The organism is Dolichospermum flos-aquae CCAP 1403/13F (assembly GCF_012516395.1).
In the GTDB taxonomy this organism is placed as follows: domain Bacteria; phylum Cyanobacteriota; class Cyanobacteriia; order Cyanobacteriales; family Nostocaceae; genus Dolichospermum; species Dolichospermum lemmermannii.
This window is the reverse complement of sequence record NZ_CP051206.1, coordinates 1,617,891-1,642,069: the sequence shown is the minus strand read 5'-3', so window position 1 is coordinate 1,642,069 and position 24,179 is coordinate 1,617,891. Positions and strand designations below refer to the sequence as shown.

The 24,179-nt window shown below is 39.7% G+C and carries 19 protein-coding genes and 1 pseudogene; 15 read left to right on the top strand and 5 right to left on the bottom strand.

Going from position 1 to position 24,179, the window contains the following annotated elements; all coding sequences use genetic code 11:
* Nucleotides 1-82 precede the first annotated feature (82 nt).
* The 12 genes and pseudogenes from carB (at nt 83) to HGD76_RS07950 (ending at nt 15,285) form a co-directional block, all read left to right on the top strand.
* The gene (gene carB / locus HGD76_RS08005; RefSeq protein ID WP_168695453.1) at nt 83-3,337 is read left to right on the top strand and encodes a carbamoyl-phosphate synthase large subunit; all 3,255 of its coding nucleotides are present in this window, start codon (nt 83-85) and stop codon (nt 3,335-3,337) included.
* A gap of 507 nt (nt 3,338-3,844) precedes the next feature.
* Nucleotides 3,845-4,801, top strand: coding sequence for an RNA polymerase sigma factor, RpoD/SigA family (locus HGD76_RS08000; protein ID WP_168633548.1), 957 nt, complete (start codon nt 3,845-3,847; stop codon nt 4,799-4,801).
* A 246-nt stretch (nt 4,802-5,047) separates the two neighbouring features.
* Nucleotides 5,048-5,392, top strand: coding sequence for a DUF760 domain-containing protein (locus HGD76_RS07995; protein ID WP_015080421.1), 345 nt, complete (start codon nt 5,048-5,050; stop codon nt 5,390-5,392).
* A 573-nt stretch (nt 5,393-5,965) separates the two neighbouring features.
* Entirely contained in the window at nt 5,966-7,540 is a 1,575-nt protein-coding gene (locus HGD76_RS07990; protein WP_168695452.1) for a photosystem II high light acclimation radical SAM protein, read from the top strand.
* Nucleotides 7,541-7,746: 206 nt separating this feature from the next.
* Nucleotides 7,747-9,147 carry a DICT sensory domain-containing protein gene (locus HGD76_RS07985; RefSeq protein WP_168695451.1) on the top strand — a complete coding sequence of 467 codons (1,401 nt, stop codon included), beginning with the start codon at nt 7,747-7,749 and terminating at the stop codon, nt 9,145-9,147.
* Nucleotides 9,144-9,815, top strand: coding sequence for a pentapeptide repeat-containing protein (locus tag HGD76_RS07980; protein ID WP_168695450.1), 672 nt, complete (start codon nt 9,144-9,146; stop codon nt 9,813-9,815). The genes HGD76_RS07985 and HGD76_RS07980 overlap by 4 nt, the downstream gene beginning before the upstream one ends.
* Nucleotides 9,816-9,893: 78 nt before the next feature.
* Complete coding sequence (locus HGD76_RS07975) at nt 9,894-10,490, top strand: YdcF family protein (protein ID WP_148764267.1); 597 nt, start codon at nt 9,894-9,896, stop codon at nt 10,488-10,490.
* Nucleotides 10,491-10,545: 55 nt separating this feature from the next.
* Nucleotides 10,546-11,091 (top strand): dTDP-4-dehydrorhamnose 3,5-epimerase, encoded by a 546-nt coding sequence (gene rfbC, locus HGD76_RS07970; protein ID WP_168695449.1) that lies wholly within the window; start codon nt 10,546-10,548, stop codon nt 11,089-11,091.
* Nucleotides 11,084-11,971, top strand: a complete 888-nt coding sequence (rfbD, locus tag HGD76_RS07965; RefSeq protein WP_168695448.1) for a dTDP-4-dehydrorhamnose reductase — start codon at nt 11,084-11,086, stop codon at nt 11,969-11,971. Before rfbC ends, rfbD begins: the two co-directional genes overlap by 8 nt.
* Complete coding sequence (locus HGD76_RS07960; RefSeq protein WP_168695447.1) at nt 11,968-13,044, top strand: glucose-1-phosphate thymidylyltransferase; 1,077 nt, start codon at nt 11,968-11,970, stop codon at nt 13,042-13,044. Before rfbD ends, HGD76_RS07960 begins: the two co-directional genes overlap by 4 nt.
* Nucleotides 13,045-13,338: 294 nt before the next feature.
* Nucleotides 13,339-14,205 (top strand): annotated as a pseudogene (locus tag HGD76_RS07955) (DUF1565 domain-containing protein); the annotation flags it as partial.
* 378 nt (nt 14,206-14,583) lie between these two features.
* Nucleotides 14,584-15,285, top strand: a complete 702-nt coding sequence (locus HGD76_RS07950; protein WP_148764277.1) for a COP23 domain-containing protein — start codon at nt 14,584-14,586, stop codon at nt 15,283-15,285.
* Here the strand turns inward: HGD76_RS07950 and HGD76_RS07945 are convergent, their stop codons facing one another.
* The 3 genes from HGD76_RS07945 to HGD76_RS07935 form a co-directional block, all read right to left on the bottom strand.
* Nucleotides 15,286-15,831 carry a peroxiredoxin family protein gene (locus tag HGD76_RS07945; protein WP_148764279.1) on the bottom strand — a complete coding sequence of 182 codons (546 nt, stop codon included), beginning with the start codon at nt 15,829-15,831 and terminating at the stop codon, nt 15,286-15,288.
* 44 nt (nt 15,832-15,875) lie between these two features.
* Nucleotides 15,876-16,487, bottom strand: a complete 612-nt coding sequence (locus tag HGD76_RS07940) for a peroxiredoxin (protein WP_015080406.1) — start codon at nt 16,485-16,487, stop codon at nt 15,876-15,878.
* A gap of 695 nt (nt 16,488-17,182) precedes the next feature.
* Entirely contained in the window at nt 17,183-17,620 is a 438-nt protein-coding gene (locus HGD76_RS07935; RefSeq protein ID WP_148764281.1) for a DUF6918 family protein, read from the bottom strand.
* 606 nt (nt 17,621-18,226) lie between these two features.
* On the opposite strand from HGD76_RS07935, the gene HGD76_RS07930 reads away from it, so the two are divergent.
* The 3 genes from HGD76_RS07930 (at nt 18,227) to HGD76_RS25250 (ending at nt 21,980) form a co-directional block, all read left to right on the top strand.
* Nucleotides 18,227-19,654 carry a hypothetical protein gene (locus HGD76_RS07930; RefSeq protein ID WP_168695445.1) on the top strand — a complete coding sequence of 476 codons (1,428 nt, stop codon included), beginning with the start codon at nt 18,227-18,229 and terminating at the stop codon, nt 19,652-19,654.
* A gap of 316 nt (nt 19,655-19,970) precedes the next feature.
* The gene (locus tag HGD76_RS07925; RefSeq protein WP_168695444.1) at nt 19,971-21,530 is read left to right on the top strand and encodes a tetratricopeptide repeat protein; all 1,560 of its coding nucleotides are present in this window, start codon (nt 19,971-19,973) and stop codon (nt 21,528-21,530) included.
* Between the two features lie 153 nt (nt 21,531-21,683).
* Nucleotides 21,684-21,980 carry a type II toxin-antitoxin system HicB family antitoxin gene (locus HGD76_RS25250; RefSeq protein WP_233467097.1) on the top strand — a complete coding sequence of 99 codons (297 nt, stop codon included), beginning with the start codon at nt 21,684-21,686 and terminating at the stop codon, nt 21,978-21,980.
* On the opposite strand, the gene HGD76_RS07915 is transcribed toward HGD76_RS25250, so the two are convergent.
* Both HGD76_RS07915 and thyD read right to left on the bottom strand, forming a co-directional pair.
* Entirely contained in the window at nt 21,886-23,067 is a 1,182-nt protein-coding gene (locus HGD76_RS07915; RefSeq protein WP_168632797.1) for an aldo/keto reductase, read from the bottom strand. The two genes, HGD76_RS25250 and HGD76_RS07915, sit on opposite strands and share 95 nt — an antisense overlap.
* A 33-nt stretch (nt 23,068-23,100) precedes the next feature.
* The gene (gene thyD / locus HGD76_RS07910; protein ID WP_015080396.1) at nt 23,101-24,021 is read right to left on the bottom strand and encodes a thylakoid membrane protein ThyD; all 921 of its coding nucleotides are present in this window, start codon (nt 24,019-24,021) and stop codon (nt 23,101-23,103) included.
* Nucleotides 24,022-24,179: the final 158 nt, after the last annotated feature.

Genomic DNA, 24,179 nt, shown 5'->3' with positions numbered 1-24,179 from the left:
CTACCCGGAAAAGTTGATAATGAGGACATAAAGACCCTTAAAATAGTCAAGATTTGTATTTTTGTCATCTAAGGTAAAAACTATGCCCCGTCGTCAAGACCTCAAAAAAATACTCCTGTTAGGTTCAGGTCCAATAGTAATTGGCCAAGCCTGTGAATTTGACTACTCTGGAACTCAAGCCTGTAAAGCCTTGCGAGAAGAAGGCTATGAAGTCGTGCTGGTAAACTCCAACCCAGCGACAATCATGACCGACCCGGAAACAGCCGACCGCACCTATATTGAACCGCTGACACCGGAAATAGTCGAAAAAGTTATTGCCAAAGAACGTCCAGATGCTTTGTTGCCAACAATGGGAGGACAAACTGCCCTTAACTTGGCTGTAGCGTTAGCGAAAAATGGCGTTTTAGACAAATATAATGTCGAGTTAATTGGTGCGAAGTTACCCGCAATTGAAAAAGCCGAAGACAGAAAACTGTTTAATGAAGCTATGGCTAAGATTGGGGTGGCAGTGTGTCCCAGTGGTACAGCTTCCACTTTAGATGAATCAAAAGCGATCGCTCTCCAAATTGGCACATATCCTTTAATTATCCGTCCAGCCTTTACAATGGGGGGGACTGGTGGGGGTATCGCCTATAATCAAGAAGAGTTTGAAGAAATGGCGCAAGTAGGGATTGACGCTAGTCCCGTGTCCCAAATTCTCATTGACCAATCTTTATTGGGTTGGAAAGAGTATGAACTAGAAGTAATGCGGGATTTAGCCGATAACGTCGTGATTATCTGTTCTATCGAAAATCTCGACCCTATGGGGATTCATACCGGAGATTCTATCACCGTTGCCCCTGCCCAAACCCTGACCGATAAAGAATATCAACGGTTACGGGATATGGCCATTAAAATTATCCGCGAAATTGGTGTCGAAACCGGCGGTTCTAATATCCAGTTTGCCGTAAATCCCGTTAATGGTGACGTGGTGGTAATTGAAATGAACCCCCGTGTATCTCGTAGTTCGGCTTTATCTTCTAAAGCTACAGGTTTTCCCATTGCGAAAATCGCGGCTAAGTTAGCTGTAGGTTACACTTTGGATGAATTGCAAAACGATATCACCAAAAAAACTCCCGCTTGTTTTGAACCAACAATTGATTATGTGGTTACCAAAATTCCCCGGTTTGCGTTTGAAAAATTCCCTGGTTCAGAAGCGGTTTTAACTACCCAAATGAAGTCTGTGGGAGAAGCAATGGCTATTGGCCGGACATTTAATGAATCCTTCCAAAAAGCTTTGCGTTCCCTAGAAACCGGACGCGCTGGTTGGGGTTGTGATAAAGCCGAAAAATTGCCCAGTGGGGAACAAATTCGCGCTCAATTGCGGACTCCTAACCCAGAACGCATCTTTTCTGTGCGTCATGCTATGCAGTTGGGAATGAGTAATGAGGAAATCTACGAACTGACAGCAATTGACCCTTGGTTTTTAGATAAATTGCAAGAAATTCTAGAAATAGAAAAATTTCTCAAACGCACGCCCTTAAAACAGTTGACAAAAGCGCAAATGTATGATGTCAAAAGAAATGGATTTAGCGATCGCCAAATAGCCTATGCTACAAAAACCAAAGAAGATGAAGTTCGCACCTATCGCAAACAGCTAGAAGTTATCCCCGTTTACAAAACCGTTGATACCTGTGCTGCTGAATTTGAGGCTCTGACCCCATATTACTATTCTACCTACGAAGAAGAAACGGAAGTATTACCAACAGATAAACCCAAGGTGATGATTTTGGGTGGTGGACCAAACCGCATTGGTCAAGGAATTGAGTTCGATTATTGTTGTTGTCATGCTGCATATTCTCTACATGATGCCGGGTATGAAACAATTATGGTCAATTCCAACCCAGAAACAGTTTCTACAGATTACGATACCAGCGATCGCCTGTATTTTGAACCATTAACTAAAGAAGACGTTCTCAACATCATTGAAGCCGAAAACCCCGTGGGGATAATTGTCCAATTCGGTGGACAAACACCATTAAAATTAGCCATTCCCCTGCAAGAATATTTACAAAACTCCAATAGTATCACCAAGATTTGGGGAACATCTCCCGATTCTATAGATATGGCGGAAAACAGGGAACGCTTTGAAAAGATTCTGCAAGAATTGAATATCGCTCAACCGCCTAATGGTATGGCGAGAAGTTATGAAGATGCTTTGATTGTTGCCAAGCGCATTGGTTATCCTGTGGTAGTGCGTCCTAGCTATGTATTGGGAGGACGAGCGATGGAAATCGTTTATTCTGATACTGAATTAGAACGCTACATGACCTTTGCTGTGCAAGTAGAACCAGATCACCCGATTTTAATTGATAAGTTCTTAGAAAACGCCATTGAAGTGGATGTAGATGCGATCGCCGATCATACTGGTAATGTTGTCATTGGTGGCATCATGGAACACATTGAACAGGCGGGAATTCACTCCGGTGATTCAGCTTGTTCCTTACCTTCCATTTCCCTTTCTCCCGCAGTCCTCAACCAAATCCGGTTATGGACAGTTCAACTAGCACAAGCTCTATCTGTCGTGGGATTAATGAATATTCAATTTGCTGTAGTTGGTGCAAATGGTTATTCTCCCCAAGTGTATATTTTGGAAGCTAACCCCAGAGCATCACGGACAGTTCCTTTTGTATCTAAAGCTACGGGCGTACAATTAGCCAAACTCGCATCCTTAATTATGTCGGGGAAAACCTTAGAGGAAGTGAAATTTACAAAAGAAGTCATTCCCTCTCATATTGCCGTCAAAGAAGCGGTTTTACCATTTAGTAAGTTCCCTGGTACAGATACCATTTTGGGTCCAGAAATGCGCTCAACTGGCGAAGTAATGGGTATTGATAGCGATTTCGGCCGCGCCTTTGCTAAAGCAGAATTAGGCGCAGGGGAAAAATTACCGCTTGAGGGGACTGTATTTGTGTCTATGAGTGACAGAGACAAACCTCTCGCAGCAGATGTAGTCAAGGAGTTTATTAAGTTAGGCTTTACAATCATGGCTACCCAAGGAACGCGTCAAGTTCTTCAGGAACAAGGGTTAGAAATTCAATCTGTCCTCAAACTCCATGAAGGTCGTCCCCACGTCCTGGATGCGATTAAAAATCAAAAAATTCAACTCATCATCAATACACCCTCTGGAGAAGAAGCTCATGCCGATTCTAAGCTAATTCGTCGCACGGCTTTGGGTTATAAAATCCCCATTATTACCACTATTGCAGGTGCTAGAGCCACAGCCGCTGCTATCTATTCCCTGCAAAACACAACTTTAGATGTCAAGGTAATCCAAGAATACTGTCCCATGAGTTAATTGTCCTTTGTCAGTGGTCAATGGTCAGTAGTCAGTGGCTAGGAAAAACAAAGAACAACTAACGACTGACAACTGACAACTGACAAAACGTTAAGCAATTGTTACAAAAGAATAATTATGGTTATCATTGAGATATTTTAACAAATATGAGGAAGCTATTTCCGGGCTAGAGAATTGATCGTTATCCCAGTAAATGTATGCTATTCAGTAATTTCAGCGTCTGAGGTGATCTCAAATTACGGCCAAAGTGCGGGTTTCCCTATAGTCAAGTTATTCTCATAAATGTTACAATTATTAATATTCCCGAAAACACAAAAAATGTTTGACTTGCTACTGTGTATCTAACTATAGATACTTGTGGAAACAAGGAGATAAGTGTAACCTTTAGCAGTAAAGTACCTAATTTCCCAAATAAGAGTAACCTGAGTTGATCGGGTGTGACCAACTCAAAACATTATTCCGTTAACGACCCTATCAGCAAACCCACCATTACCCAAGAGTAGCGCCATGAAGACCGCTCAATCAGCCACCGACCTCGTGCGGACTTACCTGCGTGAGATTGGCCGTGTGCCACTCCTCACCCACGAAGAAGAAATTTTTTATGGTAAACAGGTGCAACGATCTACTGCTTTGCATGAGATCCGGGAAGGTCTTGCTGCCCAGTTAGGTCATGAACCAACTGTAGAAGAATGGGCAGCAGCCTCTGATATAGAAGTATCAGAATTAAATCAGGCGATCGCTGTTGGTGAAATAGCCAAACGGAAAATGGTAGAAGCCAATCTCCGTTTAGTTGTGTCCGTTGCCAAAAAGTACATTAAACGCAATGTTGATTTACTTGACCTCATTCAAGAAGGCAGCATCGGAATGCAACGAGGTGTAGAAAAATTTGACCCCACCAAAGGGTACAGATTTTCTACCTATGCCTATTGGTGGATACGTCAAGCTATTACTCGGGCGATCGCCGAAAAAGCCCGGACTATTCGCTTGCCCATTCATATTACGGAAAAACTCAACAAAATTAAAAAAGCCCAGCGGCAACTATCCCAAGGTCTAGGACGTGCGCCCACAGTAGCGGAATTATCCCAAGAGTTAGATTTAACACCCAAGCAGGTGCGAGAATACTTAGAAAAAGCCCGTCTGCCATTATCTCTAGACTTGCGGTTAGGAGATAACTATGATACTGAACTGGGAGAAATGCTAGAAGACACAGGGGCAACACCGGAAGATTTTGTCATGCAAACTTCCCTCTCCTATGACTTAGAACGGATCATGTCAGAACTCACTCCCCAACAAAAGGAAGTCATTACCCTCCGCTTTGGGTTAGTAGATGGACAATCTTTAACTCTGGCTAAAATTGGTGAAGTCTTGAATATTAGCCGGGAAAGAGTCCGCCAAATTGAACGCGAAGCTTTAAACAAACTTCGCAAATCTAAAGCCACTATGAATGAGTACCTTGCCAGTTAGTCGGTTGTTATTAGTCAATGGTCAGTTATTTTTTGCTTTGTGGGTGGAGTTTCCCCACCCATACTCACTAAATAGGTGAAAAACACTCCCATTTTAGTACGGTTAAACCGACTCCCTCGAAAGGAATAAACTGTTAGATTGGTTGACATGAATTATATAATAGTTAACTAAATAGAATCAGCAATAACTACCAGTTATTCCAGTCACAAACACCGTCGTTAGTAGTGGCAGTACAGGAGGTCAAAGGTGAGTAACAAATCTAATCGAGTATCAGAATTTTTTAATAGTGAGTCGGAAACAAGTAATTTATTATGGCAATACGTTAAATCATTAAGTCCAGAAACAGTTAACCAATTATCTAAACCTACTTCTACGGAAGTTTTGCAGGTAATGGAACGGAATATTATCGGACTTTTAGGAAATTTACCTTCTGAACAGTTCGGGATTACTATTTCTACTAATCGGGAAAATTTGGGTCGCTTATTGGCATCTGCGATGATTAGTGGTTATTTTTTGCGAAATGCAGAACAAAGAATGGGTTTTGATACGGTTATGCAAAGCACAGAAACTAATAATAGCGAAGTTGATTAACACTTTCAGGGCTGAAGTCACTGGGTTTTTCGCTTACCAAGTGTTTCTCTAAAAATTTTGTAAATAAATTTATATTTACTTTACAAAATAGCTAATAAACGTAAATCTGGCTGTTTATTTTCGATATAATCTCTGTAAATAGTTTGTAGATAAGAATTTCAGCCTCTTATCCCCAAACTTTATTCTCGCTGGTAAGTTGAATTATCTCTGACTCTATCTCTAGAATTACAACTAAAAATCATCGCTAAATTTATAAACTCGATGTTATGGTAAATGTATATGAAAATTTTGTTCATAATATCTCGCGGTAAGTGGGAAACTCGGGGGCTTGGCTCCCTGAAAGGGATGGTTCGACATGGCTCACCAGCCGCGACAGGAGGGATTTTAATCCCCGTGGTATAAACACCATCCACATAATATAAAAAGCAAATTTTATGCAGTGCAGTTTTCGCTTTCAATCTGATTGCTAACGGCAAAAATTTTTGCACACCACAAAACAACTGAAATGTCAAAGATAATGCTGGTATAACTCTCTTTTTCTCAACTACGGCAAGCATTACAGTTTAAATACGTATGAACGCAAATAAAATCCTCTACGTTCGCCTTCCCTGTAACCCCATCTTTCCCATTGGTGTTGTCTATCTTGCAGATCATGTTCACAAGCTATTTCCCCATGCAGAACAGCGGATTTTTGACTTAGGCACAATCCCCCCGCTAGATTATACTTCTGCCTTAGACAGATCTATTGACGAGTTTCAACCCACATTGCTCGTCTTTTCTTGGCGGGATATTCAAATTTATGCGCCAGTAGGTGGACGGGGCGGTAATCCTCTCCAAAACGCCTTTGAATTTTACTACGCAAAAAATCCCTTGATTAAATTGCGTGGTGCTTTTGGCGGATTACGAATTTTTATTGCTTATTATGTAGAATTATGGCGCAATTTAGGATTAGTTAAACGGGGTTTAAAACGCGCCCAAAAATATCAATCTCAAGCCCGTGTAGTCTTAGGTGGCGGTGCAGTTAGCGTCTTTTATGAACAGTTGGGTAAAAGCTCACCGCCCGGAACGATCATTTCTGTAGGTGAAGGAGAAACCCTGCTGACAAAACTACTTAATGGTGAAGATTTTCGAGATGAGCGCTGTTATGTAGTGGGGGAAAATCAACCCCGTCAACGCCTAATTCACGAACAACCTACACCCCTAGAAAAAACAGTTTGTAATTACGATTACATCGAAACCATTTGGCCAGAATTTAATTATTACCTGCAAGAACAGGATTTTTATATTGGTGTCCAAACCAAACGTGGTTGTCCTCATAATTGCTGTTATTGTGTTTATACAGTAGTCGAGGGTAAACAAGTCCGCATTAACCCTAGTGACGAAGTTGTTGCGGAAATTCGAGAATTATACAATCGAGGAATTCGTAACTTTTGGTTTACAGATGCTCAATTTATTCCCGCCCGTAAATTCATTGATGATGCTGTAGAACTTCTCCAGAAAATCGTTGATTCGGGAATGTCAGATATTCATTGGGCAGCATACATTAGAGCCGACAACTTAACACCCGAATTGTGTGAGTTGATGGTAAAAACAGGCATGAATTATTTTGAAATCGGCATTACAAGCGGTTCTCAAGAACTGGTTCGCAAAATGCGAATGGGTTATAACTTACGAACTGTTTTACAAAATTGTCGTGATTTAAAATCCGCCGGTTTCAATGATGTAGTTTCTGTTAACTACTCCTTTAATGTAATAGATGAACGTCCTGAAACTATTCGCCAAACTATTGCTTATCACCGCGAACTCGAACGGATTTTTGGGGCTGATAAAGTTGAACCTGCTATTTTCTTTATTGGACTCCAACCCCATACCCATTTAGAAGAATATGCCTTTAAAGAGGGGATTCTCAAACCTGGTTATGATCCGATGAGTTTAATGCCTTGGACAGCAAAAAAACTCCTTTGGAATCCTGAACCATTAGGTTCTTTCTTTGGTGAAGTTTGCTTACAAGCTTGGCGACAAAATCCCAATGACTTCGGACGGGAAGTGATGAATATTTTGGAAATCAAATTGGGTTGCGCTGATTTGGAAGATGCACTTTCTGCACCCATAGAAAAACCAGAAAAACAATTGGCTGCCGTATTATAGAAAACATAAGCCCAGGTGATCAGAAAGATGCCTCTCGCTTCCGTTAGGGATACGCGGCTACACAAACGAAGTCCGCCTGTGCGGACTAATTAAAACTTAAGATATTGAACCCACGAAGGCGGTCACTGAGCTTGCCGAAGTGTGGGTTTTGCCTGTGTAGACGCGGTTTCTAACCGCCCTATTATCCGAAATCCCCAATTAATTCCATGTTACAAGGTTCAATTCTTCAACAGTTAGAAGCATCTCACCGCCATAGTGCTAGACCTATTCATTTTGGCGTGTACTATAAAAATACCTTAGTGTCTCTCTGCCATGCCTTGGAAGATCATATTTTAACGAAAGATAATGATCCTTTGGTGATTACGGCTTTCCAGCAGGGTAAATGGTATCTGGAAGAGGCTCAAAGATACGCAGATATCGCGCAACACAGCCGGGCAATTGTGATTATGGCGGCGGCTGATGCTGGTTTTGCCGAACATCCTACTGGTCAATTACCTAATATTGATTTGGTGGGATTAGCTACAGATGATCCTGTGGCGCAGGAGTGGCATTTGATGATTTTAGCTCCTGACTACACAGCTATGGTAATTTGTCAAGAGTTATCTGAAGCTGACTATGGGAAGGATGGTTTGCCAACTTGCGATTTAGAGCGTAAATTCTACGGTTTATGGACATTTGAACCGGAATTAGTGGAAGAAACCGCAGAGTTAGCGATCGCTCATATCAAAGACTATCATCCTGAACTAGCACTCAAACTAAGTCAATATAAACAAGCAATTCACCCAGCTATCTGTCCAGGAGAAGAAGTAGCTACCGTTGTCTCTCGTGTTGTTGATTACCTCAAAACCGGACAAGGTAACTTACCTATTCTCACAGCATCTCACCAAAAATTTCTAGATCGTAACTTGGTATCTAACGAAATTCAGGCATTTTTGCGGATGGCACAGTTGATTGATCTAGCAGATAGCCGCAATCCTGTAGCCGCATCAGAAGTAGCATCTATTGTTGAAACAATGGGGCAATTATTAGATTTACCCGCATGGCAAATTAAAAGATTACGCCTAGCTGCTTTGTTGCATCGCTTAGACCCACTGCAAAAAGCCGAAAGCCTGATTAGTCCCAGTCATATAACAACAGCTTATCAAGAACAATCTCCTAGTTGTCCTCTGGCTTGTCCCCTCGTCCCAGCAGCGCAAGCATTACGAATCATGCCAAGACTACGGGCTATAGCTCAAATTATCACCCACCAAAGCGAATGGTGGAATGGTGCAGGCGAACCCGCCGGTTTAGCTGGTGATGATATTCCTTTAGAATCAAGAATTTTATCATTGGTTGCAGAATTTCAGCTACAAGTTAACCAGTATAAATACTCTAGCAAAGGGGGAGCAGAGATATTTTCTCAAGCCTTAGATCAGTGTCGAAAACAACAATCTACCCGCTTTGATCCTAAACTTGTAGATACATTAGGTTTATTAGTAATGGGTTTACAACAGGGGCTTGATTTACCGATAATGACACCCAAGGTCAGCAGCGGTTTATGGTTACTTGACTCCCGTTGGGATACCGACAGCAAAAGTAGTGAGCAGATTTCAGTGTACAGCAAATGAATATAGAAACCATTAGATTAGGGCAAAACAAACAACTCCCCGGTGCAAATTTAGAAGATGAGGATCTATCTCACCTAGATTTAAGGAAGATAAATTTAACAGGGGCTAAACTGGTGGGGACTGACTTCACTGGTTCTAAATTAGAGGGTGGTCATTTTGAAGGTGCAAATTTAATGGGGGCTAATCTGCAAGAAACCGACTTGCGGGCTAACCTGATGGGTGCAAACTTGATGCAGGCTAACTTGACAAGTGCGGATTTACGTGGTAGCAACTTACGGGGTAGTAACTTGATGGGAGCAATCCTCAACGATGCGTCTTTAGCGGGTGCTTTTTTAAGTGGTGCTAATTTGCATGGTGTAAATTTGCAGAGTGTTGACTTGCGATGTGCAGATTTACGAGGTGCAAATTTAACTGAAGCTAATCTCAAAGGTGCAGATTTAAGCGGTGCAGATCTACAAGGTGCTGTACTAATTGAAGCGAATCTTGAAGAAGCAGATTTAAGAGCAGCAAATTTAGCAGGGGCTGATTTGACCGGAGCTAATTTACTCTGTGCTGAATTAGATGCAGTGAAGTTAAATGGCGCAAATTTAGATCGGGTGTGTTTGCGGGGAACAGTTTTGGAAGCTATAGCAGGAGTCAGGAGTCAGGAGTCAGGAGTTAGGAGTTAGGAGTCAGGAGTCAGGAGTCAGGAGTCAGGAGTCAGGAGGAAGAAAGAGGAAGAAGAATTATGTAGAACTTGATAGCCTATGAAATGGAAGGTTAAATTAGCTTGGTTTGTTTTCGGGATCATATTGGTGTTAGTGGGCATAATTCCTGTGAAGATAGCGATAGCCTTTCACCAAGTTCCTGTACCCCAAGCAATTCTTGTATTGGGTGGTAATGGTAGTCGGATGGAATTTGCTGCCCAGTTCTGGCAATCTCACAGAAATTTAGATATTTGGGTTTCTGATTTTGAATCAAACTTAAATTATAATCGCCTGATTTTTGAAAAGTTTGGTGTTCCTAATCGGCAATTACGGTTTGATGGCACGGCGACGGATACAGTAACTAATTTCACAACACTGGTAAACAAATTTGCTGACAGTAAGTTACAGCATCTTTATTTAATTACATCGGATTATCATATCCGAAGATCAAGGGCTATCGCTACTATTGTCCTTGGTAGTCAAGGGATTGTGGTTACACCTATTGCTGTGCCGTCATTGGGTGACAATTCAGAATCTCTGCTGCGAGTCATGCGAGATTGTGGGCGATCTTTTTTGTGGATTGTGACTAATCGAACTGGAGCTAGTTTTAATCCTCGCATTAAAGCAACTACATTTATTCATAAACAAATTATATAGTCAAATTGAAATCGTGATATTGTTTTAAGTGTTCTTTAAAATATTCAACCATTCAATGAATATTATCCCCACCTCTATTCCTGATATCCTCCTCCTAGAACCCAAAGTATTCCAAGACTCACGGGGCTTTTTCTTCGAATCCTACAATCAAAAAACATTCACAGAAAAACTGGGAATCACAGCCAACTTCGTCCAAGATAATCACTCCAAATCTGAATACAATGTGCTACGAGGATTGCATTATCAAAGCATCCAACCTCAAGGTAAATTAGTCCGCGCTATTGTTGGGACAATTTTTGATGTTGCAGTAGACATTAGAAAAAATTCCTCTACCTTTGGACAATGGGTAGGTTACGAACTCAGCGCCGAAAACAAACGCCAATTGTGGATACCAGCAGGATTTGCTCACGGGTTTCTCGTGCTTTCAGAAATTGCCGAAGTTATCTATAAAGCTACAGATTATTATACACCAGGAGGCGATCGCGCTATCCTTTGGAATGATCCAGATTTAGCTATAGATTGGCCTCTAGAAACACCCCCAATTTTATCAGCTAAAGATGGTAGCGCTTCAACCTTTAAAAACGCCGAAGTTTATGAGTAAATCAATATTACTAATAGGTAGTAACGGACAAGTTGGTACAGAACTACAACATACCCTAGCATCCAACTACAAAGTTATTGCCCTTGCCCGTCCAGAAATAGACTTAACTCACCCTGACAAATTACGCCAAATTATCAGAGAAACCCAACCCGAAATAATTATCAATGCCGCTGCTTATACCGCAGTAGATAAAGCCGAAAGTGAACCAGAAAATGCTCACCTGATCAATACTATAGCCCCGCAAATTATCGCTGAAGAAAGTCAGAAATTAGGAAGTTTCTTAATTCATCTTTCCACCGATTATGTATTTAATGGTAATAGTCATTATCCCTATCGAGAAACAGATAGTACCAATCCATTGAGTGTATATGGACAAACAAAATTAGCAGGAGAGATAGCAATTCAACAAAATTGTCCCCACCACATAATTTTGCGGACAGCTTGGGTTTATGGAACTTATGGAAAAAGTAACTTCGTAAAAACCATGTTACGAGTTGGTCAAGAAAGATCAGAAGTTAGAGTAGTTGCCGATCAAATTGGTAGTCCTACTTGGGCGCAAGATATAGCTTCAACAATTACCCAAATTATCCCCCAATTAACCTCAGAAAATGCGGGAATTTATCACTATACAAATAGTGGTGTAGCCAGTTGGTATGACTTTGCCATAGCAATCTTTGAAGAAGCAGAAAAACTCCGTTTCCCCCTGAAGATTGCCAATATTATTCCCATTACTACCCCCGAATATCCCACACCCGCAAAACGTCCTGCTTATTCTGTCTTAGCTTGTGAGAAAATATCTCAAATCTTAGGAACTTATCCTCCTCATTGGCGACAAGAACTAAGATTAATGTTAAAAGAATTACAAGGAAAATCTCTATGAAAGCACTGATTTTATCCGGTGGAAAAGGGACAAGATTACGCCCCTTAACTTATACAGGAGCAAAACAACTTGTTCCAGTTGCCAACAAACCAATTTTATGGTACGGCATTGAAGAAATGGCTGCTGCGGGGATTACTGACATTGGTATTATTATCAGCCCAGAAACAGGGGCAGAAGTCAAGAATAAAACTGGAAATGGCGAAAAATTCGGTGTTAATATCACCTATATTTTACAAGAAAAGCCAGCAGGATTAGCTCAAGCTGTCCAAGTTGCCCAGACCTTTTTAGGAGATTCCCCATTTGCCATGTATTTGGGAGATAACCTGATTCAACAAGGAGATTTAAGTTCATTTTTAGATAAATTTACTCAACAACAACCAGATGCTTTGATTCTGTTACGTGAAGTCACAAATCCTAGTGCTTTTGGTGTGGCAAAGGTAGACGAAAAAGGCAAAGTATTACAGTTAATTGAAAAGCCAAAAGTTCCCCCGTCAAATTTAGCATTGGTAGGGGTTTATTTTTTTTCGCCAGTTATCCATGATGCGATTTCTTTGATTAAGCCTTCAGCTAGAGGAGAATTAGAAATTACTGATGCAATTCAATGTTTAATAGATCAAGAAAAAGAAGTTTTAGCTTGTAATCTTGACGGTTGGTGGTTAGACACAGGTAAAAAAGATGATTTATTAGAAGCTAACCGTCTCATTCTTGATACCTATTTGAAAAAATCAATTTTAGGCGATATTGATCCGAAAACTCAAATTACTGGCAGAGTGCAAATTGGGACTGAATCTAAAATCATCAACTGTACAATTCGCGGACCCGTGGTAATTGGTAATAATTGCTATTTAGAAAACTGTTTTATCGGTCCATATAGTAGTATTGCCGATAATTCAACACTCATAGAAACAGATTTAGAACACAGCGTGGTTTTAGAAGGTGCTAAAATTACTGGAATTCAGCAACGAATTATTGATAGTTTAATTGGACAACGCGCCCAGTTAAGTATTGCCCCCCGTCGTCCTAAAGCATTACGCTTTTTAATTGGTGATGATTCTCAAATTGAACTGACTTGACGCTTTAATCTCGCTTTTTAACGGGGTTCTCCACTTACCCATCAAAACTTTTTGGCTTTTGATGGGTTCTCTATGGCTAAAGTCATCCTAAACTATCGGAGTTTTCACCCAATTTCGTTATAAGTTTTACTTGTCTTATCAGAGAATTTATGGTTTAATTCGTATTAAGTCATGGAAGGATACACTCATCAAATCAAGGATGTACTTATGAGCAGCCAGTTTAGATCAAAAACCCCTGTTTTATTGGCGAACTTAGCTATATCTAGTTCCTTAATCTTCACTTTTCCAGTCCAGGCGCAATTGCCGACCGTTGCACAGGTAATTTATGTTGATCCAGTTACTGGTGTAAATACTGCTGAGGCTGGCACATCTGCAACAACTCCTTACAAAACCATTACTTTCGCGCTGAGTCAGACTAAACCGGGTTCAGTGATTCAGTTAGCTCCCGGCAACTATAGCAGCGAAACATTCCCTATATTACTCAAACCAGGAATAACATTACGGGGTGACGAATCAAGCAAAGGTAGAAGAGTAGTTATTTCCGGTGGTGGTATTTATATCAGTCGCACCTTCGCTAAACAGAACATTACCATCCTAGCAGATCAAGATACCACAATTGCTGGTATCACAGTCACCAATACCAATGAAAGGGGTACGGGTCTATGGGTAGAATCAAGCAACCCCATAATCATAAACAATACATTTACTAACAACTTCAGGGAAGGTGTATTTGTCACAGGCACGGGAAATCCTCGAGTTGAAAATAACCAATTTGTGCAAAACAGTGCCAATGGCATTGCTATCACAAAATCAAGCCGGGGCGAAATTCGCAATAATCTATTTCAAAATAATGGCTTTGGTTTAGCTATTGGTGATACTTCCACACCCTTAATCACAGAAAATCAAATAGTCCAAAATAAAGATGGTATGGTCATCTCTGAATCAGCCAAACCTTTACTGCGTAAAAATGTAATTCAGAATAATCAACGGGATGGTATTGTCCTCATTCTAAATGCTTCACCAGATCTGGGGACTAACAATAATCCTGGTAGCAATAGTATCAGCAATAATGGTCGTTACAACCTCTACAATGCTACCAAAAACTCCATTTCTGCTGTTGGTAACAATATTGATTCCTCACGCATTGCTGGTTCAGTCGAAATAGGTAACAGCCAAAGATCAACACCATATTCCTCCCAAAGCGATGATTTATCAGCCAATGATCCCAACATCGCATTGCTACAAAAATGGGAATTAACACCCATTTCCTGTGCCTCTGGCAGCCAAGTAATTACCATCATGATGGGTGGTAAACAATACTGTGTTATGCCCCATCCTGACTTAACAGCCAATAGTTACGAATATAATCAGAGTAATGGCAACCTCAAAGCTTTAGTCAATTCCCCCAACAGAGCTTCCCGTCCGAAAAAAGAGGGTTTATAGGATCTGTGTTTTTGTTCTTTATCAATTATTTCCACCTTTTTAGTCAGAAAACGGAAAAGTCTAATCTCCTCTTACTTTAAACATTTACGAGGTTTTATGAAACATCAATGGAAAACAACGATTCCGAGGTCGGGCTTCGCTATCACAATTGCCACCTTAGCCCTATCCAGTATTTTGTCCTGGGGATCTACGGTTCAAGCCTTACCACCTGTGGATAATACAGATGATAATAGTAACAGTACTGCCATGCCGGATGTAGACCCATCGGAGGAAGCCAACACTGGAACTCAATTTACCTGTGTATCCCAAGGTGATGGTAACGTAGCTACAGTTGGTCAGCGACCTGGTGGAGAACCAATCCCTGTAATTATTTGGACTTCAGCATCTTTAAAATACTTTGGTGAGAAATTTACTCCTCAAAGCCGTTGCCAAATCGTCACACCGAAATTAAATGCGGCTGTAGCTGAAAGTGGCGGTAGCCTCAAAGATGTCGTGTTGATGAGCGGTAGAGTCCGCAATAAAACTGTCATTTGCGTGGTTTCTGTCAATGACACTGGTTGTGATGGTAATAATACTCTATTTACTTTAAACCCGGACAACGCCAAAAAGCCAGAGGAAATTCTTACCCAAATGATGCAAATCAGTCGTGAGGGTTCTAGTGCTGGCGTAATTCGGGAAACAAAAGGTCGTGTACAGGTAACATTGAGCGATTTACTACCCAGAAAGAATAAGAATAATCGCGTACCTCGGCAAATCAGAAAAAAACCTGCTATTAGAAATAAGTCTGGTGGTTTGTAATTATCTAAAATAAAATTCTGATTCTAGAAGTGTCTCTACACTGGCATTATGATCTAAGAAGGAAAATAAATGTCTGTAGAGCATTTTGCCATCTTTATCTAAGATAAATTGTGCTGGTAATGGCGCTCCTAATGCCTGTCCAGTTCTATAAGTACGAAATGTATGGCAACTGGAATCACTCAATAATGGCATTTTTAAGCCCAAGTCTTGAACTATTATTTGACTTTGCTTTTTGTCGGTGCTAGTAATTAATAGAATTTCAATTCCCCGATTTTTAAACTGTTCATAATTTTCATTTAAGGCTTGAATATGGGGATAACAAAATGGGCAATATTGCTTTTCGGTAAAAATTCTGGTAAAGGCAATTATTACAGGTTGTTTACCTCGAAAATCAGATAGCTTAACAACAGTATTGTTAGTAATATCTGATAATTTAAAATCTGGTGTGCCTATACCCAATCTGAAATTATCTAACGCGGGTATAGGGAGAAAATTATGGAAAAATCGCTCGTTAAATAAGCCAGTAAAATCAGTTGAAGTCAACATAAGATATTCAAAATTAAAAGTTTAATTACCAAATTCCCAATTCTCTAAATATCAGCAAAGTAAATTTTAGACTTCACGGGATCAGGATTCATGGTTTTGTCCCCAGGTTGCCAATTAACAGGACAAACTTCATCGCTATGGGACTGAACGTGCTGAATTGCTTGTAATGTTCGCAGGGTTTCATCTACATTCCGACCAAAGGCTAGATTATTAATAGTGGAGTGTTGTAGAATGCCATCTTTATCTATGATAAATAAACCGCGTAAAGCAATACCAGCGGTGGGATCGAGAACGTTATAAGCGGCACTAATTTCTTTTTTGATGTCAGAAACTAGGGGATAATTTATGTCACCGACTCCACCAGATTTACGATCTGTTTGAATCCAAGCGAGGTGAGAAAATTCACTATCAACGGAAATACCCAAAATTTCTGTATTTAGTTGGCTAAATTCTGCGTAGCGATCGCTAAATGCTGTAACTTCAGTGGGACAAACAAAGGTAAAATTTAAGGGGTAGAACATCAGAACAACATATCTACCACGATAGTCAGACAATTTAATTGACTTAAACTCCTGATCTACTACGGTTGTTGCTGTAAAATCGGGAGCCTGCTGACCAATCCGGAGACATCCCTCTGTTCCATAGGTAAGTGTCATTAATCTAATTCTCCTTTAACTTCATATCATAAGATCACGCGGTAAGCGGAAAACTCAGTCCCTTTAGGGCTGAGAGGGATGGTTCGACGCAGCTCACCAGCCGCGACACGAGCAGTTTTAACCGCTGTGGATATTAAAATTGAAACCAGATTTTTGATTGGAACCTGGAAACCAACTCCCATTTCTGGGGTAATGTTAGCTTAGACCAGTTATAAGAGCTTGTTAGACTTGCAACACTGTTCCAGTGACCTTAGAACTGTTTAATCACAAGCGACAGAGCGGGGAACTAGCAACGCATTCCGAGGTGTCGTGACTCAAATAACGGCTACCCTTCGACTACGCTCAGGGTGGTCTGGTCAGTACAGCTTGTTTGATTTCTCTTACAAGCTCAATCCCTTTAGGGCTGGGTTACTGACAGTTGGATTTATTTTTGAGCGCAGGCACATCGGTTAGATTGAAACTTTTAGAGTCTTGAAAAACTCATGTTTCCGGCTCAATTAGGGGCTTTTTAACTCAATATCCTCAGCAGCCGATTATATCACGAAGGAATATATCAGCAAATCGGCTTTTGGTGATATGCGCTCCTATCATTTATGTGGAAGCGCATCTGGAGATGATTTTGTAGTGAGGGCTGAAGCCCTCAAATGAGGAATAAATTCCCCACTACAAACTTTGAATTATTCAAGCCGTTCTACTTAGTTATTAACATACTTACCAATCACCTGAGCAAAATCTGGTACTGCCTCTTGCACGTGTTTTTCTGCGGAATTACGGAATTTTTCGTAAGTTCCTCGCACCAGTTGGCGTTTGGTATTTTTAACCCTGGCATCAGTTACACCTAGCAGCGCATTTGCGGTCTGATTACTATTGGCTGTGAGGTATTCCACCGGTTTACCCTGTTGCACTCCTGCACTCCAAATGGGATCAATTGCAGTTAAGCAAACCGGTAGGAGGGACTCAACCACATTGGTGATATAACCCGGTTGAATTCCCTTGAGTGCAGCAAAGGCGGCTTTCATGGCCATGCCGCTTATGCCTGACTTAGATGCCAGTTGTGCGTCTATCATGGTGCAGCAGTCTTGGACAATCAAGTCCTTATGACCAGAATTCATTAATTCTTCATTCAGTCCCATTTTAATACTCCTAAGTATCAAATTGCTTGATTTATTATCTTATAAGTAGTTGAATAAAATTAAATTCATTCATGGAGTCAGGGAACAGGGAAAAGTATAGCATTCGGAGAATTTTGATGTTGATTGCACCCCATTATTCCCAAGATGCTTCAGCGTAGCTTGTCCTGGACATCATTCAGGCTTAGTTTGTTGCTAAGGTTATGTGTCATATTCAGATCACGAGAACATAAAAACTGAAGATATCATTAATTCCCCTGTTGAACTTATCCCCTTGGGAAGTTATTATGTATGGGAGTAAGGTGCTTCTTGGCAATGACAAAATAGCCTAAAAGATCAAAAATAATTGAGAAGACACAAATTTCAGGAGTTAATCAGTTTTACCTTGAGTATTATTATTTCCCTTCCCTAAGTAGATGATACTGTGGGATATTAACTTCATTATTGAGCAATACCTTCGCCAAATTGAAAAAAGCCTTGATTCGTAGGTTGGGTTGTTGCTTAACCCAACAAAGCAAAAATGGCGCAGGTATTATGAAGATAACCCCTGAATTCTTTGTTGATAAAATTTCTATTCAAGTTTAACTGATCAGAATCAACCATAACAGTATGTCTTACGTATCTCTCCTAAAAAACATACCAGAAATATTCAGCCAACCAACGGGAATAGCCGCTATAGCTTCCCTTGGTATCCACGGCGCTATTGCCTTAATTGTGCCATTAATGCCAGTTAACTCTAGTCAATCTTCTAAAACTGACTCACCCAAAGCAGTGGGATTGATGGAACTGAGTACCGCTGATCAAAGCCGATTACCACAACCCCCTAGTACATCCCCGATAGCTTTACAGCAACCCCAATTACCGCTACAGCAACAATTACCAGGTGCTAATTTAAGCAGTCCATTAACCAACTATCCCGCTTTACAACCGGAATTATCTAGTCAGTCGGTATTACCAGCTATTCCGAGTTCGCCAACTAACTTGAACCTTTCTTATCTGCCTAGCAAGCAATCTATTGAAAGATTGACTCGCAATGATTTACAGATAGCAATGTCTAGATTACCAAGAAGTACATATACTCCCTCGACTTCCTCGACTTCTCCTTTTGTCAATAATCTAGATCAGAGAATGAAAGAAACCGGATCTCTCGGTATTAATCGGTTACCAGAACTGCGACAAAGTAATGAAATACCTGGAGAACCACTGAATAATCCGTCTGCTGAAGCTATTGATATTGGCAGTACAACAACAGCAGGTATTTCACCACCACAAACAGTGGCCTCAGGAAATAATGCCGTTAAGATTCCTCAAGGTGGGGAAAAATTAGCTTTAACAGATAATTCTAGGGGACAATCGCCAGAAATCATCACAAATGAATCTGAATCAAAAGGTAAAAAAACTGAACAATTACTGGCTAAACTGAACTCCTACAATACTCTTAGACAAAATATTCGTCAAGAATATCCCAATGTTAAAGAGAAAGGGGTAATTCGTGAAACCATCTCTACAGATACACCGGAGATGGAAGGTACAGTTGTGGGTAGATTAGTTGTAGATCCAGATGGTAAGGTTTTAGATATTAAATTCCAAGCAGGAACAGAATCGCCTAAGTTACAATCCAAGGTTAGGGAATTTTTCAGTGCTAATCCACCTCAAGCTGATAAGCAGTTAATTAGCTCTTATCCTTTCCAACTCAAGTTCCAAAATAATCCCAATTCTGCGGGAGTAAGTTCTAAGACTCAACCAACAGCCACTTCAAATACTGAAAAAGTATTTGAATCTAAAATCCAACCAACAGCGACACCAAATTCTCAAAAATTACCTGAACTCCAAATCCAACCAACAGCCACTTCAAATTCTCAAAAATTACCTGAATCTGAAAATACTAAAAATCGTCCCGAAACTCCATCAGTAAATACTTCTAATTCTGTCACTTCTGAAAAATCCAGTAGTAATTCGCCGGCTGTATCTACTGAATCTAATCAGAAACTTATCCAAACTTTACGCCAAATCAAGGAAGAAAGAAAAAATCCTTAGCACCATGATCAAGGATCTGGTGCGTTACGTTATCGTTAACACACCTTACGTATTTTTTAAGAATCAAACTGGATTTCTATAGATTTGTAAGGGTTTAGCAGTGTTTATTGGTGTCAACGTAAGAACCGCCAGGGAATAAATTCCCTGTCTCATAGCTCAAGTCCGTTAAAACGGACTAATAAATTTTGCTAGTGTTTAGTCATCAAAAGAGAACTTTCGATATTAGCAAGGAACTTGAGTTCGGCATGGGGTTTTGCGTTAAGTTGACACCAATGAAGCTCTTGCTTTACATAAAAAGACCGCAGAAATATTAGACATGGATTGGATTACTCTCCTGCGATCGCTACAATCTGACTTTTTGAAAAGGTTAACATCTAGTTGTCTACTTCATTGTGAAATAGAAGGTCAACATAGTGAATTAACTATTATTTCTGGTGAGAGATTAAAGGCATTACGGGAATTTTGCTGGTTAATGGCGGAAAAATATAAACGCACTTCTCCAGTCCGTGACGTTTTTATTAATAATCTTAAAGGTAAATTAGGCGAGGAAGTTGTTAAAGAAAGATTAGCTGATTTTATTACGGAAGTAGATTATGAAAAACGCTTTGGTGGTGATGGCAAAAGTGATTTTACACTCACTGCTAATTCTGTAATTGGCGTTGAAGTCAAATCTCGTCACGGTAGTATTGATAGAGTTAGATGGTCAGTGAGTGCAGAAGAAGTGGAAAAAAATGCAGTAATTGTTTGTATTTTGATTCAAGAAGAAGTCAATGAAGCCCAATCTGCATATCACCTTTTTTTAGCTGGATTTCTCCCCACGCAAATGATTAAATTGAAAACTGGGAAAATTTCCTTTGGAATTAATCAATTATTGTATGGTGGTGGTTTATTTTCCTATTTAGAACAATTTTCAATTTCGGCAAATTCTCATAAATCTGATTTATCTCAAAGTCAAATAATTAAACCCCAATCTACACCTGTTGATTTAACTATTTTTTATTTAAATCTCGGTGATGAATATTTCCAAAAAGGGGAATATGCAGCGGCAATTAATAGTTACAATCAAGCTTTACAGTTTAATAATAGTGATGCTGATATTTATTATAAACTCGGTTTAGTTAATTATCAATTAGGTGAGTATCACACAGCAATTACTAATTATAGTCAAGCAATAAATATTAATATAAATCATCATCAAGCTTACAATCAAATAGGTTTAGTACATTATCAAATAGGTAATTATCACATAGCCATAGAAGCTTACACCCAAGCAATTAGAATTAATCCCCATATTGCGATTAATTATAAAAATCGTGCTGATGTTCGTTCTCATATTGGTGATACTCAAGGAGCAATTGAAGATTATAATCAGGCAATTAACCTTAATCCTGATTATGCTACCACGCAAAAAGATAGACAAATATCTCGATATTTATTAGATAAACAACAGCAATTAAAGCAAATAATTGATATTGATCCTCAGGATGCTATTGGTTATAAAAATCGTGGACATGATCGGGTTGAATTAGGAGATTATGAAGGAGCAATTACTGATTATAATCAGGTAATCCAAATTAATCCTGATGATATTGATGCTTATTATTGTCGGGGTAATGCTCATTTTGATTTGGGAAAATATGCAGCAGCAATTGCCGATTATACTCAGGTAATTAAAATGAATTTTCACTATGTTAATGCTTATTATAACCGAGGAAATGCCCTATTAGAAATTGCAGATAAACAGGGAGCAGTTGAGGATTTCCATAAAGCAGCAAATTTATATTGGCAAGCAGGAAAATTAGCAGAATATAAAGATACACAAGCTAGAATAATAGAATTAGAAATGGAAGCATCTTTAGATATTTTAAATTTCTAATATCAATTTTTTGTGGTACAGAATCATAAAATCATCCGTCTTTATCTGCGTTTATCTGCGTTTATCTGCGGTCAATAATTATTAAAATCTGACTTTAAAATTTATCAAAACAGTTTATAATAAAATAGTTATTAGTGAGTAACTTACAAGTATATGAATAATCAGGGCAAACAAGTTTATAATTACACCGTCATTCTCGAAAGGGAAGAAGATGGAGGCTATCATGCTTTTTGTCCCCTTCTTAAGGGCTGTCATTCTCAAGGAGATACTTTTGAAGAAGCGATCGCTAATATCACAGAAGCTGTAGAATTATATATTGAAAGTCTCATGGCTGATAATCAACCTATTCCTATTTTCAACTCTGAGACAAACGCTTTATCTCTGCACTTCCTAAAATATCGTGGGCTTTCGCCAACATTTGGGGAATTTTTTCAGCTTGGGGACTATTAACAAGACATTCTCGTAAATCTAATTCATCTAACCTATCAGCCCGATTACCAGGAAACCAATGATCAGCTTGTCCTAACAGATTATAACGCATTTTGCCATAGTCTATCATATCATAAGCCAAAGCCAAATTTAACAGCCACAAAATCACCCGCATATTTACTTCCCCTGGAGTTTCTTCCCAAGTTGGTAAATTAGTTTCCCAGGTTTTTACCCAATCTTCTCCTAAAATATTGATTGCTTCTGATTCCAATCTGGAAATAATTGGTGGTAGAATTTCTGCCGCATTATCTAATAATTCCAAAGTCTTTAAATGCTCATCAAAATCAGTTGGTTTGGCTGCACCTATACTCAAAGTATGCACTTGAGGATGACTCAAACAAAATAAATCATTAAACACCATTGGACTCAAAGGCGCACACAAATCCACTAACTTTTTGGGAGGTTGATATAATAACCCACCTTTATTAGAAGGGCTAATAATAAATACACCCATATCTAATTTAGTTGCAGCTTCAATAGCAGCCCAGTTCTGGCGATTAATATAGTACCAATGCAAATTCACATAATCAAATTGATTACTATTAATTGCTTGCAAAATTATCTCTGTGGGACCATGAGTAGAAAAGCCAATAAATTTAATCTTACCTTCAGATTGTAACTGTTTTGCTACTTCTAAACAACCACCTTCACAAATACTATCATTCCAAGTTTCTGCATTATTAATGCCATGTAAACTAAACAAATCAACATAATCTAACTGAAGATAAGCCAAAGATTTTTCAAAAGTTTGGCGAAATTCTTGAGGGTCTGCAACAGGAGAAACTTTAGTTTGGACTATTAATTTTTCACGAGGAAATTGGGGGAGGATTTTTCCCAACTGCATTTCTGATGTTCCATAACCGCGTGCAGTTTCAATATGATTAATTCCCAATTCTACAGAACGACGAATTACAGCCTCTAAATTTTCCTGATTATCTACGGGAATTTCCTCTGGTGTGACATCTTGCCATTTATATTGATATCGCATTCCTCCGCAGGAAAACACAGGCATTTGTATTTCTGTCCGGCCAAAACGTTTGTATAGCATTTGTGAATTTTTTAACTATCTATTAACTAAGAATTAGGTAAGAATTTGTGTTAGTGCTGATTGCAAATTCGGATATTGATATTCAAAACCTGACTCTAAAGTGCGTTTGGGTAAAACCTGTTGTCCTTCCAAAACCACCTTAGCCCCGTCTCCTAATATAGCTTCTATGGCGAATCCCGGCACAGGCAACCAAGAGGGACGATTCATGACGTTACCCATTGTGGTACTTAAATCATTCATGCGAACTGGTTGAGGAGCAGTGGCATTATATACTCCCTCCATTGTTGGTTTAGTTAAAGCTTGGATAATTAAACTGACAATATCATCTAAGTGAATCCACGAAAACCACTGCTGACCACTGCCAATAGGTCCACCAGCAAAGAGTTTAAAGGGGGTAATCATTTTCCCTAAAGCGCCACCATTACCCAAAACAATGCCAAAGCGTAAAATTACTAACCGCACATTGGTATCTTTTACCTTTCTCGCTTCCGCTTCCCACTCTTGACAGACTTGAGCGAGAAAGTCATTACCAGAAGCGCTATCTTCATCAAAACTGGCAGTTTCACTGGTTCCGTAATAACCAATAGCCGAAGTATTGACTAGGACAATGGGGTGAGGATTAGCTTTAGCTATAGCTTCGACAATTTTTTGTGTTCCTAGTTTGCGAGTGTTGAGAATTTCCTGCTTGCGTTCTGGTGTCCAACGTCCCTCAGCAATGGGTTCTCCGGCTAAATTAACTACGCCGTCACAACCAGATATGGCATCTTGCCAAGAGCCGGATACACTGGGGGTATAGGCAATAATTTCTAAGTTAGGAAAAGCTGGGGAGGGAAATACTTTTTGAGCAAAGGTAGGATTGCGGGTTAATACCAAAATTCTATGACCTTCCGTGTGTAGTCTTTCTACCAACCGACTACCCACAAATCCTGTTGCACCACTAATTGCTATTTTCATTGATATTGCTGGTTGTTGATTATACTCAAAACGGCTTGATTGTTTGATTCTAAACGTAGGGGTTTAGCAGTGCTAAACCCCTACACATCTGGGTTCTTTGTCATTTGGCAAAAGTTTAAATCTCACCCGTGTTTAGTATACCTACTGAGGAATGGGAA